At 34.0% G+C, this 15,453-nt stretch carries 17 protein-coding genes; 7 read left to right on the plus strand and 10 right to left on the minus strand.

The window, feature by feature from the left end; genetic code table 11:
* Positions 1–27 precede the first annotated feature (27 nt).
* From FM121_RS00875 to FM121_RS00900, 6 genes are all read right to left on the minus strand, one after another.
* Positions 28–981: a metal ABC transporter substrate-binding protein gene (locus FM121_RS00875; RefSeq protein WP_086950270.1), complete on the minus strand. Its 954-nt coding sequence runs from the start codon at positions 979–981 to the stop codon at positions 28–30.
* On the minus strand, positions 968–1,825 hold the full coding sequence (locus tag FM121_RS00880; RefSeq protein WP_086950271.1) for a metal ABC transporter permease: 858 nt from the start codon (positions 1,823–1,825) through the stop codon (positions 968–970). Before FM121_RS00880 ends, FM121_RS00875 begins: the two co-directional genes overlap by 14 nt.
* Complete coding sequence (locus FM121_RS00885; protein WP_218778611.1) at positions 1,825–2,610, minus strand: metal ABC transporter ATP-binding protein; 786 nt, start codon at positions 2,608–2,610, stop codon at positions 1,825–1,827. The genes FM121_RS00880 and FM121_RS00885 overlap by 1 nt, the downstream gene beginning before the upstream one ends.
* A gap of 169 nt (positions 2,611–2,779) precedes the next feature.
* The gene (obgE, locus tag FM121_RS00890) at positions 2,780–4,093 is read right to left on the minus strand and encodes a GTPase ObgE (RefSeq protein ID WP_086950272.1); all 1,314 of its coding nucleotides are present in this window, start codon (positions 4,091–4,093) and stop codon (positions 2,780–2,782) included.
* A gap of 102 nt (positions 4,094–4,195) precedes the next feature.
* On the minus strand, positions 4,196–5,170 hold the full coding sequence (locus FM121_RS00895) for a DUF4003 family protein (protein WP_086950273.1): 975 nt from the start codon (positions 5,168–5,170) through the stop codon (positions 4,196–4,198).
* Between the two features lie 107 nt (positions 5,171–5,277).
* Complete coding sequence (locus FM121_RS00900; protein ID WP_086950274.1) at positions 5,278–6,369, minus strand: DUF871 domain-containing protein; 1,092 nt, start codon at positions 6,367–6,369, stop codon at positions 5,278–5,280.
* Between the two features lie 208 nt (positions 6,370–6,577).
* Here FM121_RS00900 and FM121_RS00905 point away from each other — a divergent pair, with 208 nt between their 5' ends.
* Positions 6,578–7,276: a peptidylprolyl isomerase gene (locus FM121_RS00905; RefSeq protein WP_373385052.1), complete on the plus strand. Its 699-nt coding sequence runs from the start codon at positions 6,578–6,580 to the stop codon at positions 7,274–7,276.
* A gap of 39 nt (positions 7,277–7,315) precedes the next feature.
* Here the strand turns inward: FM121_RS00905 and FM121_RS00910 are convergent, their stop codons facing one another.
* Entirely contained in the window at positions 7,316–8,335 is a 1,020-nt protein-coding gene (locus FM121_RS00910; protein ID WP_218778605.1) for a branched-chain amino acid aminotransferase, read from the minus strand.
* Positions 8,336–8,527: 192 nt separating this feature from the next.
* Here FM121_RS00910 and FM121_RS00915 point away from each other — a divergent pair, with 192 nt between their 5' ends.
* Genes FM121_RS00915 through fni form a run of 6 tightly spaced genes read left to right on the plus strand, consistent with a single transcriptional unit; the run spans position 8,528 to position 14,242 of the window.
* Positions 8,528–8,782 carry a hypothetical protein gene (locus FM121_RS00915; RefSeq protein WP_086950276.1) on the plus strand — a complete coding sequence of 85 codons (255 nt, stop codon included), beginning with the start codon at positions 8,528–8,530 and terminating at the stop codon, positions 8,780–8,782.
* Entirely contained in the window at positions 8,772–10,112 is a 1,341-nt protein-coding gene (locus FM121_RS00920) for a tripartite tricarboxylate transporter permease (RefSeq protein ID WP_086950277.1), read from the plus strand. Before FM121_RS00915 ends, FM121_RS00920 begins: the two co-directional genes overlap by 11 nt.
* A gap of 14 nt (positions 10,113–10,126) precedes the next feature.
* On the plus strand, positions 10,127–11,074 hold the full coding sequence (gene mvk / locus FM121_RS00925) for a mevalonate kinase (protein ID WP_086950278.1): 948 nt from the start codon (positions 10,127–10,129) through the stop codon (positions 11,072–11,074).
* Positions 11,075–12,073 carry a diphosphomevalonate decarboxylase gene (gene mvaD / locus FM121_RS00930; RefSeq protein ID WP_086950279.1) on the plus strand — a complete coding sequence of 333 codons (999 nt, stop codon included), beginning with the start codon at positions 11,075–11,077 and terminating at the stop codon, positions 12,071–12,073.
* A 13-nt stretch (positions 12,074–12,086) separates the two neighbouring features.
* A complete protein-coding gene (locus FM121_RS00935) occupies positions 12,087–13,193 on the plus strand; it encodes a phosphomevalonate kinase (protein WP_086950280.1) in 1,107 nt (368 codons plus the stop codon).
* Between the two features lie 2 nt (positions 13,194–13,195).
* Positions 13,196–14,242 (plus strand): type 2 isopentenyl-diphosphate Delta-isomerase, encoded by a 1,047-nt coding sequence (fni, locus tag FM121_RS00940; protein WP_086950281.1) that lies wholly within the window; start codon positions 13,196–13,198, stop codon positions 14,240–14,242.
* Positions 14,243–14,275: 33 nt separating this feature from the next.
* Here the strand turns inward: fni and FM121_RS00945 are convergent, their stop codons facing one another.
* The 3 genes from FM121_RS00945 to FM121_RS00955 all read right to left on the minus strand — a co-directional run bounded on the left by FM121_RS00945 (position 14,276) and on the right by FM121_RS00955 (position 15,302).
* Positions 14,276–14,485: a helix-turn-helix domain-containing protein gene (locus FM121_RS00945; RefSeq protein WP_086950282.1), complete on the minus strand. Its 210-nt coding sequence runs from the start codon at positions 14,483–14,485 to the stop codon at positions 14,276–14,278.
* Positions 14,486–14,506: 21 nt separating this feature from the next.
* Positions 14,507–14,971, minus strand: coding sequence for a DUF2975 domain-containing protein (locus FM121_RS00950; protein WP_086950283.1), 465 nt, complete (start codon positions 14,969–14,971; stop codon positions 14,507–14,509).
* A 103-nt stretch (positions 14,972–15,074) separates the two neighbouring features.
* On the minus strand, positions 15,075–15,302 hold the full coding sequence (locus FM121_RS00955) for a DUF3955 domain-containing protein (protein ID WP_179203761.1): 228 nt from the start codon (positions 15,300–15,302) through the stop codon (positions 15,075–15,077).
* Positions 15,303–15,453 lie beyond the last annotated feature (151 nt).

Here is a 15,453-nt window from a genome sequence, read left to right on the forward strand (position 1 = left end):
ACATTTTTTGTCATCCTCATTTATATATTATTTAGTTAATCCTTCATGAATTTTATCTAAATTCCATGTCATCATCGTTAAATAAGTATCTCCTTCTTCGCCTTCTTTAGCTAAAGAATCCGTAAAAATTGTATCATAAATCGGAATTTTGGTTTCTCTTGAAACAGATTCCATACTCCTAGGATCCACACTTTGTTCAACAAACAGAGAAGGTACTTTTGTTTTTCTAATTTGATCGATAATTTGACTCATTTGGTCAGGAGTTCCTTGGCTTTCTGTGTTAATTTCCCAGATATAAGCAGCCTTTGTTCCATAAGCTTGTGAATAATACTTAAAAGCTCCCTCACTTGTGACTAAAAGGTTTTTATCCTCTGGTATATCTTTATACCGTTTAACATTATCATCATGTAATGTTTGTAGTTCTTGTGTATATTCTTTGGCATTTTTTTCGTAAAATTCTTTATTTTCTACATCTTTTTCAACTAAGACATCTTTAATATTATTAACATAGATAATCCCGTTTTCTAAAGATAACCAAGCATGAGGATCTTGTTCACTCTCTTGCCCTTTACTCGTTAAAAATAATGGTTCCACATTTTTACTTGTCACAAAATAATCTTTACCATCTTCTTTTTTAGATGTTTTCATTAATTTCATGAACCAACCGCCACCACCAGTTTCAAGATTTAATCCATTATAGAAAATAAGGTCTGCATCCGTTGCTTTAGAAATATCTGCTGGTAATGGTTCAAATTCATGAGGATCTGTTCCACGAGGGACAATACTGTGAACTGAAACCTTATCTTTTCCTACTTGTTCAACCATATCCGCTATGATTGAGTTTGTCGCTACAATCTTTATTTTACCTTCATCATTTTTTTCTTTTTCTGAATTATTAGAAGTTCCTCCACCACACCCCACTAGGGTAAACATAACCAAAAAGGAAACTAGTCCGATAAATACAATTCTAGATTTCTTCAATAATAACAACCTCTTTCTTTTTAAAAATAAATCCTTGTTTAGGTGAGAATATAAAGGCTATGATAAAGAACATAGCAGTTGTTAAAACAATAGTTGCACCTGATGCTAGATTGTAAGAGTAACTAAAGAACAACCCGACAACGGCACTTACGCCACCAATTAAGCTTGATAAGAAAATCATGACTGATAATCTATCAGTTAAAAGATAAGCTGTTGCTGCTGGTGTAACTAACATCGCCACCACTAAAACAGTTCCTACTGTTTGCAATGAAGATACTGCAACAAGTGTTAAAAAGAACATTAATGCATAATGAATAACTTGAACTTTTAACCCATAAGCTTCTGACATCACTGGATCAAAAGAGCTAACTAATAACTCTTTATAGAATAGAGCGACAAATAATATTACCGCAACTGCTACACCTAATGTAGTATACAAATCACTTGGCCTTACAGCTAAAACATTACCAAACAAAATATGGTATAAATCTGTCGAACTTTGTGCAAAAGAGATTAGAATAATACCTAAAGCAAAGAACGAACTAAAAACAATACCGATAGCTGTATCACTTTTTAATTTACTTTTCTGTGTCACAAATCCGATTAATCCTGCAGCCGCAATCCCAAAAATTGACGCCCCAATCATAAAATTAGCTCCCACAATATAACTAACAGCCACTCCAGGCAATACAGCATGAGATATAGCATCTCCCATCAGTGACATTCCTCTAAGAATAATAAAACTTCCGATGACACCAGAAACAACACCAACAATAATAGATGTCATTAAAGCATTTTGTAAAAACTCATATTGCATTAAACCACTTATAAAATTTTGAATCATTAGTCATTCACTCCTTTTATCACAATCTCACCCATAGTATCTCCATAAGCAGCCTGAATATTTTTAGTAACAAAAGTACTTTCAACACTACCAGAAGCAACTAATTGTTTATTCATAATAATTAAATTATCGAAGTATTCACGTGTTTTATGTAAATCATGATGGACGATAACAATTGTTTTCCCTTGATTTCTTAACTCTTTTAATAAATCTACAATAACTTTCTCACTTACCATATCAATTCCTACAAACGGTTCATCTAAAAAGATAATATCTGCTTCTTGTGCTAAAGCTCTAGCAATAAAAACTCGTTGCAGTTGACCACCAGATAAATTACCAATTTGTCGATTAGAGAAGTCTTCCATTTTCACTTGTTTTAAACACTCGACAACTTTTTCTTTTTGAGCCTTTTTAGGTCTTCTAAACAAGCCAAGATTTGGAAATGTTCCTAAAAGAACGACTTCATCGACTTTAATTGGAAAAGTTAAATCAATCGCACTTCTTTGTTCAACGTAAGCTATTTTTTTTCTAATCACGTCTAATGACTTACCAGAAACAGTTACTTCTCCTGACTCTGTTTTGATCAAACCAATCATTGCTTTTAATAAAGTTGACTTACCAGCACCATTTGGTCCAATAATTCCTGTTATTTTTCCAGGTTCAATCGAAACACTTACATTCTCGATTGCTTTTTTATGTTGATAAGCCACTGTCATGTTAGACACTTCAATTGGCTTACTAGTTAATTCTTCATGCACCTCATAAGATGCGGTTGTTGTATTCATCATAAATGAACACCCTCTTTTCTATTTCGGTTTAATTAATTTATTTTTTAGGGTTACCTAAAACTTACTCACAGTATAGCAAATGAAATTGATTATCACAAGTAAAAAACAAAAAAAGAACCAAAAGAGAGTATTTACTCCTTTTTGATTCTTTGGATTTATTTAAATTTTAATCGACAAACTCAAATACAAACTCTTTAATTCTTACAAAATCGCCATCTTTAGCGCCCATTGATCTAAGTGTTTCATCAACACCCATCCCTCTTAATTGACGGGCAAATTTCATGACACTTTCTTCACGGTCAAAGTTGGTCATAACAAATAATTTTTCGAGCTTATCACCTAACAATACCCATGTTGCGTCATCATCACGAGAAACAGTGAAATCTGGCTCTTCAGCTTTATAATCATAATGAACCACATCTTCCACTTCTTCTTCTTGATACATCGGAAACTCTGGTGTAATATCGACTAACTTAGCTGTTGCGTTCAGCAATGGTTCAATCCCCTGTCTTGCAATACTTGAGATAGGGAAGATTGGTAAATCATCAGCAAACTCGTCTTCCTTTAATGCTGCAATTTGTTCTTTAAAAATAGCCAAATTTTCTTCTGCATTAGGCATATCCATTTTATTAGCGACAATAATTTGTGGACGTTCTAAAAGACGCATATTATGTGTTTCTAATTCCTTATTGATTAACACATAATCTTCATAGGGATCGCGACCTTCCATACCACTCATATCAACGACATGTAAGATAACACGGGTACGTTCAATATGACGTAAAAATTGAGTACCTAAACCAATTCCCTCTGATGCCCCTTCAATCAATCCTGGTAAATCAGCCATAACAAAACTATCACCATCTGATGTTGCTACCATACCTAAGTTTGGTACTAGGGTTGTAAAGTGATACGCCCCAATTTTTGGTCTTGCTTTTGATACAATAGAAAGAATAGTTGATTTTCCAACAGATGGAAAGCCTACTAAACCAACGTCTGCTAAGACTTTTAATTCCATTTCTATTTGGCGTTCTTGTCCTGGTTCACCGTTTTCAGCCACTTCTGGTGCTGGATTTCTTGGTGTTGCAAAACGATTATTTCCACGTCCACCGCGTCCTCCACGGGCAATTTGTAACTGTTCACCGTGTTTAACTAAATCTCCTAATAATTCCCCAGTTTCTTTATCTCTAACTGTTGTTCCAGCTGGGACTTTGATAAATTTATCTTCTGATCCTCTACCGTGCATACTTTTACTCATACCATTTTCACCAGCATCAGCCGCAAAATGACGGTTAAATCTAAAGTCCATCAGCGTACGTAAACCTTCATCTACAATAAGAATGACGCTACCGCCTTTTCCGCCATCCCCACCTGCTGGTCCACCATCTGGAACGTATTTTTCACGACGGAAAGCAACCATTCCGTCGCCACCTTTTCCAGCCTTAACATTAATTGTAACCTGATCTAAAAACATGGACATCTCTTGTCCTCCTCATATTCTAAAAAATCTCTTCATCATTGTACTTGTTGCAATAGCATTTGTCCAATTTCTTCTAACGTTTTTCTTGTAATTTTAAGCCTTTTAATTGATTAATGCGACCGAATTACTGGCAAGCATCGTTTGTTCTTGAACTATAATTTGATTAAAAGAAACCGATAACGTTGTCATGTTTGACCGATTTAAAGTATTTGATTTACTTTCCGCGTATAGGCTCATTGCTAAAGACTCTTTATAATCAGCTTCAAAGTAAATAGAAATATTTTTACAAACTTCATCCATAAAAATAAGCAACTCCTCTAAATCAACTAAATCAGTCTGTTGCCTCAAATAAGTCAATGATACTAACGGGACAAAGTGTACACTTTTAATTTTGATACGATTATTTTCAAAAAATTCAATTAAAGTACTAAGATGAGATAAATACTCCAAATCTTTTTTACCATTCATAAGTGTCGATAATGTAGAGGCGACAAGACAACTATCTCTATTCTTCAATCCGATAGCTTGAAATTCTTCAAAATAATATTCCACAATCCCACAGATTTCGACTTCGCTTAAATGAGCCAATTGTTCAGCTTGTGCTAAAGAAACAACCGCACTGTAATCATTTGTCGTTGTAATAAATGGGTGGATGGCCTTTATCTCTTTATATAATCGATCTGCCCGTTGAACAATTGCTTCTCTATCCTCATTTTTAGATAAAAAAAGTTGATACGCGGCAAAATAGGTTGCCCCAGAAGACTTAAATCCATTATCTTTTAAAATTTTTTTATTAAAAAATAACTCTTCAATTCCTTCAACTGAATTTAATTGGCTTGATAGCATTAAACCAGTTAACGTGTATCTTGTAACTTTTGAGAAACTTGTAAACAAACCAGACTTATGAATAAATGCTTTGTCTAGCCAATCAAACTCAGTTAATGGTAAAATTTGTCCTTTCCCAGTAAAAATTCTTGCTAATAAATACTTAACACGTTTATCTAACCATTTGGCGTTAGATTCGTTAAGAATTCTATAATTTTTCTCCAAAAGATCAGTGATCTCTTTATGATCCATGAAATTGTTCTCCTTTTATTGCTTCTTACTTTCTTATTTTAGCTTAAAATCATAGAAAGATAAACAAAAATAGGTTAGCACTTTAGTCGTACTAACCTACATCATTATTATTTATTTTCAATTAGCTCAAAACTCGACCATGGTTTTAGAAAATCTAATAGAAATAATTCATCTTTTGCGATTTTTCCAACAACATTCACACGACCATCATTTGTCATTTCTTTGAGAGCTATTTGTGTTTCACCTTTGTATTGACCATAGCCAACATTATCAATTAACACGTCCCCCCTAGTCATATCTGGTGTATTGGTTTTAGGAAACGCTAAATCTTTATATTTAATTCGAGTCATCGTTGAACGTAAAATGTAGGCTGAACGATCACCACGGTAATCATGTAAGTTATCGAATAGAACAACACGTTCATCTTCTGTAATTGTTTCAAGAACGTCCACTTTAATTTTAGGATTTTCAGAAAAGAACGCTTCTGACATTTCTTTTAATTCTTTTTCTGAAGCGTAAGCATTCCCCACAGTAATATCATCAATCAAACCAGTTAACAAGAAATGTTTTACTTGCGTTCCTATTTCTAAATCACGATGATCTTCTAAAGTACATAACCCATCTTGTGTCGGCCACGGACCAAATGTAGCATCATGTGAATTAACAAAAGCCATCGTATTAATATTATATTGTCTAAATTGATTGGAACAGTTCACAAAATGTTGATACTCCAAACCTGAATAACGATGTGGGTAGAAATTATGAGAGCCTAACAGATTATTGACATTAGGTGAGTAACTCATAATATTATCTACATAGCGTGTACCTGAACTCATATTTATTTCTATTTTAATTCCATACGGATTTCTCGTCATTTTTGCTTCTTCTGCTCCAGTAAAGCCAAGATCTAAACGAATTCCATCTGCCCCTAGTTCATGGAAAAAAGACAAATCATCATAGGAAATACCTAATTGACCAAATAGTGATGGATTAATGTCGACCATCACATCAAAATCTAATTGATTCGCATAATCTACTACTTTTTTAAACTCTGCTATAACTTTTTCCTTATCATCGTTAACCTGTAGTAAACTTGTAAACACACGTTTAAAACCATATTTATGTGCTAAATCTAAATAAGCTTTATCTTTCTCAAATGTTGAACGTTCTGGATAAATCGAAATACCTAATTGTCCCATTGAAGAACCTCCTAGTTTATTCTGAATGCCTTTTCATTATAACAAGAGCTTCATTAATTGTCTAGACCACTTTTATATTTTTAACTGTTGGCAGATACTTCTATTTTTGTTACTATAAATAAGAACACTACTATTTGAACAACGGAAGGAAAATTGTATGAAAAGAAATAAATTATTCATAGGTTCTGCAACACTTTTATTATCTGTTATGTTATTAGGGGCATGTGGTAATGGTGACACTAAAGAAACTAAATCAAAATCTAGTGACACAGCGCAATCTTCAACTGAAAAGAAAGAAAAAGTTGACCTTAACAAATTAGAATTACCTCAATTAAATAAGGAAGTAGCTGAAAATGAAGCATTAGTTGAAATGGTTACATCTGAGGGAACAATCAAAATCAAACTATTTCCAGAACAAGCACCAAAAACGGTAGAAAATTTTATGACCCATGCAAAAGATGGCTACTATAATGGATTAGCTTTCCATAGAGTGATGAATAATTTTATGATTCAAGGTGGCGATCCTAAAGGGGACGGTACTGGTGGTGAAAGTATTTGGAAGGAAGCCTTTGAAGATGAATTCTCAAACCAACTTTATAACTTACGTGGTGCTTTATCTATGGCTAATTCAGGTCCTAATACAAACGGTAGTCAATTCTTTATCGTTCAAAATAATGATGATATGTCCGACGGTTTGTTATCAGAAGTTTATCCATCGAAAATTATTGACGCCTACAAAGATGGAGGCACTCCTCATTTAGATGGTAAACATACTGTTTTCGGTCAAGTAACTGAAGGTTTGGATGTCGTAGATAAAATTGCTGCTGTTGAGACTGGCGAAGCTGATAAGCCTAAAAAAGAGGTTAAAATCGAAAAAATCAATATTTTACAAGAAGCGAAAAAATAACAAAAAGCGAAGTCGACTTTATGTCAGCTTCGCTTTTTTTCACCACTCTACTTTTGTAATCCAACCTTTTGGTGCTTCAATGTCACCAAATTGAATGCCAGTTAATTCATCATATAGGCGTTTAGTTACTGGTCCAACTTCTATTTCAGAATAAAAGACATGAAAATCCTCTTCCAGTTGAATCCCACCAATTGGAGAAATCACTGCCGCTGTTCCACATGCTCCCGCCTCACTAAATTGATCAAGTTCAGTTAAGTAACAATCTCCCTCAATAGCCTCCATCCCTAAACGCTCTTTAGCCAAGTAAAGCAATGAGTATTTAGTGATACTAGGCAAAATGGAGGGGGAAATTGGAGTGATAAAACGATTGTCTTTTGTAATACCAAAAAAATTAGCAGCACCTACTTCTTCTATCTTAGTATGTGTTGCCGGATCAAGATAAATGCAATCAGAAAATAATCTCTCTTTTGCTTCTGTTCCTGGTAACAAACTAGCGGCATAATTTCCACCAACTTTAACCGCACCAGTTCCCGCTGGAGCCGCTCTATCATAATCAGATATCACAAAATTGGTTGGTTTCATACCACCTTTGAAATAAGGACCTACTGGCATACAAAAAACAGTAAAGATGTATTCTTGAGCTGGTGCAACACCGATTGAATCACCAACACCAATAATTATTGGCCTAAGATATAGTGTGCCTCCTGAACCGTAAGGCGGAACGTATTCATGATTAGCTGCCACAACTTTTTTAACTGCATCTATAAATTTATCTTCAGGCATATGAGGTATCATCAAACGACGTCCACTTTGATTAATTCGTTTGGCATTTTCTTCTACTCTAAACAAATTAATTGTTCCGTCATTAGTTCGATATGCTTTTAATCCTTCAAAACACTGTTGACCATAGTGAATTGCTGGAGAACCTTCACTAATATGTAATTGATTATCCTCAGTCATAATCCCGTCATCCCAACTACCATCTTTCCAATACGAAAGATATCTTAGTGGTGTTTTGATGTAAGAAAATCCCAATTCGTCCCATTTGATGTCTACCATAATACATTCCACCTTCCAAACTTTTTTATTAGTTTATCACAATTCATCTCTTAATCCTCATCTTTTCTTAATTTTTTATGGAAACAGAATGAAAATCCTATAAGAATTTATAAAAACTCTATTTAAATGTATCTTCATTCTCATCTTTTAGTTATTATTAAATAACAAAGATTTTATTAAAAGGAGAATAACATGAAAAAGCAACGTTTAATTACAATTTGGGGAGATATTGTTGGAATAGTTGATTTAATAAAAGCTCTTTTAATTTCTATTATTTTAACGATGGGGCTATATAATCTTGCAGATAAAAATAGTCCCACACAACAATTATTTTTCGGACTATTAGGAGCTATCATTGCTTTTACCGTTAATTCGTTTTTCATTACACCAAAAAGAAAGCTTCATGATCATGTCACACCTTCTAAGGAGATGGATCATGACAACTAGTTTACTTATCGAAATGATAATTGCCAGTATTTTAGCTGTAACCCTCTATTCTTTCATTGGGCTAATTCCCGGGACAGATGAAACCAGTGTTTTGATGCCCGTAACACTCGCTCTTATTTTAGGTGGTATTAACCCTATTGTAGTATTAACTTTTTTTATCGCTGCCTGTGTCACACTAAATTTAATGAACGCTATACCGACCCTGATTGCAGGGTTACCTGGTGGTGTTCTTTCTGCTCCTATGATTGAGCATGCTTTAATTATTAAAAAGTATGGTCGAACTAGTGCTGTGATTAAAAAAATAGCCCGTGCTAGCGTGATTGGTGTTCTTGTTTCTTTGATTATTAGTATTATTATTGCTAATCTAATCGCCCCTTTTGCGACAACCATTACTTCCTATGCCAGTTGGCTATTTATTGGTGGTGCTATTTTTTTATCTCTATTAAGTTCAGCTAAAATTTTGTCTCTTATCAGTATTGTTCCTTTAGCTATGCTATTTCAAGGGATTCGACATCTGTATTGGGAAAGCGGGGCTGTACCTTTAGAAAAAAATATCACAACGTCTTTTTTTCTTGGCATTACTGTTGCACCACTAATTCTTTCTCTTTTATCCTTATTACAAAAGAATGAATTAGACAAGGTAACTGTAACTTCTACGAAAAACATCACACTGCCTACTATTAAGAAAAATAAACAGTCACTAACAAAGAAAGAAACTATTTTCGCAAGTTTATCAACTTTTATTGCTAATTTTTTATTCGTTTTAAGTCCAGTAGGTTTAATTTTACTTATAGGAGAATCAGTTGGTAAAAGAGAATCTGATGAGCTAAAAAGAGCTGAACTTACAGTAACAACAATGAATGCTTTAGCTCAAGGGACTTATATTTCAGGCCTTTTAATCTCAATTGTCGCTATTGGAATTCCTTTAGCACCAACTGCAATTGGTCCTGGTGCTGCTTTTTTTGAATCCCCACCAGTTTTTAAAATCGGGGCAACCATCACGCAAGCTTATTCTCAACCACAGTTAATCACTGCTTTTGTGATGGGTAGTTTAATTGCACTTTTACTAGTTTACTTTATCGCAACAAAACTTTCTGAGAAGCTTACTTCTTTTGTCTTAACTAAAATTCCCCATGAAAGTTTACTTGCTTTATTTATCGCTCTTGTGTTTTTACTTGCTTATATTGATGCCGGCTTAATAAATATATTTGGTGTTTTATTAATTGGTATTATCTGTGGTACACTAAACCGGTTGGGTGTAAGCTATGGTGTTCAGTTTATGGCACTTTATGCTGCACCATTTATCATTCAAATTATTAGTTATAAATAAAAGGAGCGACGACTATGAAAAAAGAAACGCAAGGTGTTGGTGAATCAAATGCTAAGATTATTCTTTTAGGAGAACATTCTGTTGTTTACAATCAACCATCTATCGCTATTCCTTTTCCTGCTGCTAAAGTTAAGGCAGTTGTTAAAGAAACAAGGGATCAAACAGTGATCAGTTGTGAATTTTATCAAGGCCTATTAGAAGATATGCCAGAATTATTAGAGAGTTTAAAAGAAACAATTCGTGTCACACTGAAGCAATTACATAAAGAAAATTATCCTCTTGCTATTACAATTGAGAGTCAGATTCCTGCTGAACGTGGTATGGGATCAAGCGCTGCAGTTTCAGTCGCCACAACACGAGCATTATTTGATTTTTTTAACACAGACTTAACACAAGAAAATTTACTGGCAATCGTTGATATTTCTGAAAAAATTGCCCATGGAAATCCCAGTGGTTTAGATGCCCTAATGACAAGTAGTTCATCGCCTTACTACTATACTAAAGGTCAACCTTTTGAACCTTTAAAATTAAATTTAGACGCTTATTTAGTAGTGGGTGACACTGGGAAAACTGGCCAAACAAAAGAAGCTGTTGCTAGTATTTCAAAAAAACTAACTAACACTGATTCAGTCAATACAAAAAAAAGGATTAATCAACTTGGAGAACTAGCAAAAAAAGGACGCTACTTTTTAGAAAACAATGAAGCTGCAAAACTTGGTTTAACTATGTCACACGTTCACCAACTTCTAAATCAACTCGGAGTTTCTAGTTCTGAATTAAATCGATTAGTAGAAACTGCAGAAAATAATGGCGCAATAGGAGCTAAATTAACTGGTGGCGGTCGTGGTGGTTGTATGATTGCCTTAACCCATGATAAAATGAGTGCTGAGAAAATCGCCCAGGCATTAGCAGATAATGGTGCTAAAACAACTTGGGTTTACGATATGAGAAGAGGAATTTAAATGAAATCAACTGGCCGATGCCGTGCACATACAAATATCGCTTTAATTAAATATTGGGGAAAACGAAATGAAGAACTCTTCCTACCTATGAACAGTAGCCTTTCATTAACTTTGGATGCTTTTTTTACTGATACTGAAGTAGTTTTAGATGATAACTTAACTTCAGATGAATTCTATTTAGATGACACTAAACAAGGGGTCGAAGAAACTCAAAAGATTACAGAATTCTTAAATTTGTTTAGGAATTTAGCTAAAATTGAGACAAAAGCTTGTGTAAAGAGTTATAATCATGTTCCGACTGCTGCCGGTTTAGCCTCTTCTGCTTCCGCTTTTTCAGCTCTAGCTGGAGCAATGAATCAGGCAATTGGTCTTAACTTAGATTTAAAAACTCTATCTACTTTTGCTAGACAAGGTAGTGGTAGTGCTACTAGGAGTGTCTACGGAGGTTTTGTTGAGTGGTTTATGGGGAATGATGATGAAACGACTTCAAGTCATGCAATCCCTGTTGATGATGCATCATGGGATATTGGGATGATTGTGATTGCAGTTAATACGGGGCGTAAGAAATTATCCAGCCGTGTCGGAATGAAACAGACCATCAAAACGTCGCCCTTTTATTCATCTTGGGTTGAAACAGCTACCTCAGACCTTACAAAAATGAAAGAAGCGATTAAAAAGCAAGATTTTATCCAATTAGGTGAAATTACAGAATCCAACGGAATGAAAATGCATGCGACAATGTTAGGTGCTTTTCCGCCAATTTCTTATTGGGAGCCAGACAGTGTAAAAGCCATCCAGAAAGTCAAAGAAATTCGTGAGACAGGCATTCCATGCTATGTTACAATGGATGCTGGTCCGAACGTTAAGGTATTATGTAAACAATCGGATATGTTAAAAATAGAGCAACTTCTATTAGAAGAATTCAAAGAAGAACAAATCATTCCTTCTAAGATTGGTGAAGGAATCCGACTATTAAATAGATCAGAATGGAATTATTAAAGGAGAGATTTTTTTGATAAAAGCAAGTGCTCCAGGAAAATTATATATTGCGGGAGAATATGCTGTTCTTGAGCCCGGACATCCTGCACTCATTGTAGCCCTGGATCAATTTATTACCGTAACACTTAAAGAAGCTGACAAACAAGGTAGTATTTGTTCAAGCTACTCCAATGGTATTTCAATCCCGTGGACAAGAAAAAACGGTAAATTTTATATTGATGAAAGAGAAAATCCCTTCTCATATATAACTAAATCAGTCACCATTGTAGAACAATATCTACAAGAATTAAATTATGACTTAAAATATTTTGATTTAACGATCGAAAGTGAATTAGACAATAAGGATGGTCGTAAATACGGTTTAGGTTCAAGTGGTGCTGTAACGATCGCAACAATAAAAGCTATATTGTCACTTTATAAGATTACTTATGATTCAGAATTACTTTATAAATTAGCTGCTATTACCCACTTATCTCTAAATAGTAATGGCTCTTTTGGCGACTTAGCCGCCAGTTCTTATGGTGGCTGGATTGCCTATGCTTGTTTTGAAAGAGAATGGGTTATTGAACAATTAGCTGAGGGTGAAAAGATTAATTCTCTTCTTTTACAAGAGTGGCCGAAATTAATGATTGAGCCACTAAAAGCACCTGCTGATTTAAGACTTTTAATTGGTTGGACAGGCTCACCTGCTTCCACCACTTCTCTTGTCGATCAATTAAATGATGAACAAAATGAAATGAATGGTTTCTATAAGCAATTCCTTCTCGATAGTAATCAATGTGTTACTTCTATTATTAATGCGTTTAAAAACAAAGATATCGAAAAAATCCAAAAAGGAATTCGAATCAATCGTGATTTATTAAAATCATTAGCACAAAAAAGTGGGGTTGATATCGAAACTCAAGCACTGACAGATCTTTGTACCATTGCCGAAAGTTTCAATGGCGCTGCTAAATCTTCTGGCGCTGGTGGTGGAGATTGTGGGATTGTTTTATTTAATCAACATGATGAAATTTTGCCTATGGTTAATAATTGGCGTGAACAAGGGATTGTAAATTTACCTCTACAGGTTTATAAAGAAGAAAAAACTGATTATTCATCAATTATGTGGGAGGACTAAGAATGACAACTCATTGGAATCGAAAAGATCAACACATCCATTTAGCTGAGATGCAGTACAATGAAACCTCTTCAAATGGATTAGATGAAGTTCGTTTTATTCATCAATCTTTTTCTGAAATCAAAACAGATGATGTAAAACTAAATACAACTTTGGGTAGTCTTTCATTAGACTATCCTTTCTTCATAAATGCTATGACTGGTGGTAGTGAAAAAGCTCATGTCATCAACCAAAATCTAGCCATGATTGCCAAAGAAACTCACTTAGCAATGGCTGTTGGTTCTGTCAGTGTCGCACTTAAAGAACCTAGTACTATTGAAAGTTTTAAGGTAGTTAGAAAAAATAATCCTGATGGCTTAATCATTTCTAATTTAGGGGCTCATCATTCTGTAGATAGTGCTAAACGTGCAATAGATTTATTAGAGGCTAATGCTCTACAAATTCACGTCAACACGCCACAAGAATTGGTCATGCCAGAAGGTGATCGTGACTTTACTAATTGGCTGAGTAACATTGAACGTATTGTCAAAAATGTTCAAGCACCAGTTATCGTTAAAGAAGTCGGGTTTGGAATGTCAAAAGAAACCATTCAACAATTACTTGATATTGGGGTGGGTGTCATTGATGTCAGCGGTCGAGGTGGGACTAATTTTATTCATATCGAAAACGAACGTCGAGATCATAAAGAATTTGATTATTTACTGAATTGGGGACAAACAACGGCTGAATCTTTACTCGAAGCTCATTTTTACCGAAAACAAGCCGATTTTATCGCTTCTGGAGGTATAAAAAATCCTCTCCAAATGCTTGCTGCTTTTGGACTCGGCGCCAAAGCAGTTGGGATTTCTGGAGAATTTTTGCATATGATTCTAACTAAAGGAAACCAAGTATCTATCGAACAAATAGAAAGTTGGAAAGAAGAATTAACGTTTCTAATGACAATGATTGGTGCTAAAAGAATCGTTGAGATTGAGAGAAAACCAATCGTTCTCTCACCTGATTTAGTCAACTGGTGTACACAACGTCATATTAATTTCAAACATCAATAAAAACGAGAGAGACTCAAGTTTTCAACTTGTTTCTCACTCGTTTTTTTCATATTCTAAAATATCTCCTGGTTGGCAATCAAGTGCTTCACATATCTTTTCTAAAGTCGAAAATTTCACAGCCTTGGCTTTTTCATTTTTTAAGATAGACAGATTAGCCATTGTAATACCTACATGTTCAGATAACTCAGTAACTGACATTTTTCTTTTAGCAAGCATCACATCTAAATTAACGCGAATCGGCATTTTTCAGCACTTCCTTTTCTTTTAAATAGTTAGATCATTCTCCGATTTTAGATTACCTGCCATTTTAAATATATAAGATAATAGTGAGGCAATGACTGAGAGTGTTAATCCAACAAAAAAGAAAAAGAAACAAATTAAAAAGAATGGATAATTTCCTTTTAATTCAAATAAGCCGATAATAATTCCAATCCCATAAATACCACTTTCAATTAAACTAGCATAGGCTATTTGAATCAATCGTTGGCTATTTTTTTCTGAAAATATCTCTTCTTTTAACAAGTCTGAACTTATTTTCCAAAGTTTAAATAGAATAAATACAACAGGAATTGCTGTTATCCATAACAGAAACACAATTAATTTTTCAAAAGTTGTGGTTTCTAGATAATCACTAATTTTTGGTCCTACGACTAATAGTAATACAGCTCCACTCAATCCTAAAATAGTAATAATTGATTTAAAAAGTAGGTTAATTTTTTTTATTGTCATTTTTTAACTCCTTACGAGGCTAGTTTCTATTATATCATAATACAATCTAAAAAAAGATAGAGGTTCTTAAATTTGTATAAGAACCTTTATCTAGTCTAGGGTACTACTTTCTTAAACCTGTCATATTTCTTATAAATGCAATTGCTCCAATTATTAAACCTAAAAATACAATAAAAAACCCAATTGGAATTAAAAAGAAGTACGGTTCGATTAAAAATCCTTGAGCATCTACATATTCAGGTAAAAAACCTTTTATAAAAAGGCTACTCCCACCAATTATTAATAAAATAATAGATAGTATTGTCAATTTCGGTGACTGATTATTTTTCATCATGTTAATTCCTGCTTTCTTTCATTTGATGAAATAAATATATCATTTTATTTTTCGTAAGTCAATACTTTCTTATCGTAAAACAATAAATTAATATTGATTAACAAAAAATGAGACTGATTCAAAATATCAGTCTCATTTTTATTTATAC

The sequence above is a fragment of the Vagococcus fluvialis bH819 genome (assembly GCF_900163795.1).
In the GTDB taxonomy this organism is placed as follows: domain Bacteria; phylum Bacillota; class Bacilli; order Lactobacillales; family Vagococcaceae; genus Vagococcus; species Vagococcus fluvialis_A.

Bases quoted from the DNA above. Each gene is read 5' to 3' on its own strand.
- FM121_RS00885 (WP_218778611.1), bottom strand. From the start codon at position 2,610: ATGAATACAACAACCGCATCTTATGAGGTGCATGAAGAATTAACTAGT.
- FM121_RS00915 (WP_086950276.1), top strand. From the start codon at position 8,528: ATGAAAAAGCAACGTTTAATTACAATTTGGGGAGATATTGTTGGAATA.
- FM121_RS00900 (WP_086950274.1), bottom strand. From the start codon at position 6,369: ATGGGACAATTAGGTATTTCGATTTATCCAGAACGTTCAACATTTGAG.
- FM121_RS00950 (WP_086950283.1), bottom strand. From the start codon at position 14,971: ATGACAATAAAAAAAATTAACCTACTTTTTAAATCAATTATTACTATT.
- FM121_RS00945 (WP_086950282.1), bottom strand. From the start codon at position 14,485: ATGCCGATTCGCGTTAATTTAGATGTGATGCTTGCTAAAAGAAAAATG.
- FM121_RS00920 (WP_086950277.1), top strand. From the start codon at position 8,772: ATGACAACTAGTTTACTTATCGAAATGATAATTGCCAGTATTTTAGCT.
- fni (WP_086950281.1), top strand. From the start codon at position 13,196: ATGACAACTCATTGGAATCGAAAAGATCAACACATCCATTTAGCTGAG.
- FM121_RS00955 (WP_179203761.1), bottom strand. From the start codon at position 15,302: ATGAAAAATAATCAGTCACCGAAATTGACAATACTATCTATTATTTTA.
- FM121_RS00895 (WP_086950273.1), bottom strand. From the start codon at position 5,170: ATGGATCATAAAGAGATCACTGATCTTTTGGAGAAAAATTATAGAATT.
- FM121_RS00880 (WP_086950271.1), bottom strand. From the start codon at position 1,825: ATGATTCAAAATTTTATAAGTGGTTTAATGCAATATGAGTTTTTACAA.
- mvaD (WP_086950279.1), top strand. From the start codon at position 11,075: ATGAAATCAACTGGCCGATGCCGTGCACATACAAATATCGCTTTAATT.
- FM121_RS00905 (WP_373385052.1), top strand. From the start codon at position 6,578: ATGTTATTAGGGGCATGTGGTAATGGTGACACTAAAGAAACTAAATCA.
- mvk (WP_086950278.1), top strand. From the start codon at position 10,127: ATGAAAAAAGAAACGCAAGGTGTTGGTGAATCAAATGCTAAGATTATT.
- FM121_RS00910 (WP_218778605.1), bottom strand. From the start codon at position 8,335: ATGGTAGACATCAAATGGGACGAATTGGGATTTTCTTACATCAAAACA.
- obgE (WP_086950272.1), bottom strand. From the start codon at position 4,093: ATGTCCATGTTTTTAGATCAGGTTACAATTAATGTTAAGGCTGGAAAA.